Source organism: Rhizobium sp. SVR5-2C (assembly GCF_056755115.1).
In genome coordinates this window covers 1-232 of sequence record NZ_JBNDHT010000633.1, presented here as the reverse complement: position 1 = coordinate 232, position 232 = coordinate 1, and the positions used below count along the sequence as shown (strand labels likewise).

The window sequence follows — 232 nt, the reverse complement described above, 5'->3', positions numbered from 1 at the left end:
GCCTGGATCATCGTGCGCGACGCCGTCAAGTCGGCATCGAAGTAAGGGAGCCAAACCAATGGAATTGAACGTCAAGACCCTCGAGGGCAAAGACGCTGGGAAGGTTTCCCTTTCTGATGCGATTTTCGGCCTCGAACCGCGTGAAGATATCATCGCACGCGTCATTCGCTGGCAGCTTGCCAAGAAGCGCCAGGGCACGCACAAGGCTAAGGGCCGCGCAGAAGTGTGGCGC

The 232-nt window shown here is 58.6% G+C and carries 1 protein-coding gene; it reads left to right on the top strand.

Going from position 1 to position 232, the window contains the following annotated elements; genetic code table 11:
• Positions 1-58: 58 nt before the first annotated feature.
• Positions 59-232: 50S ribosomal protein L4 (gene rplD / locus ACPYOI_RS37190; RefSeq protein WP_481424322.1), on the top strand; the 174-nt coding region annotated here is incomplete at its 3' end.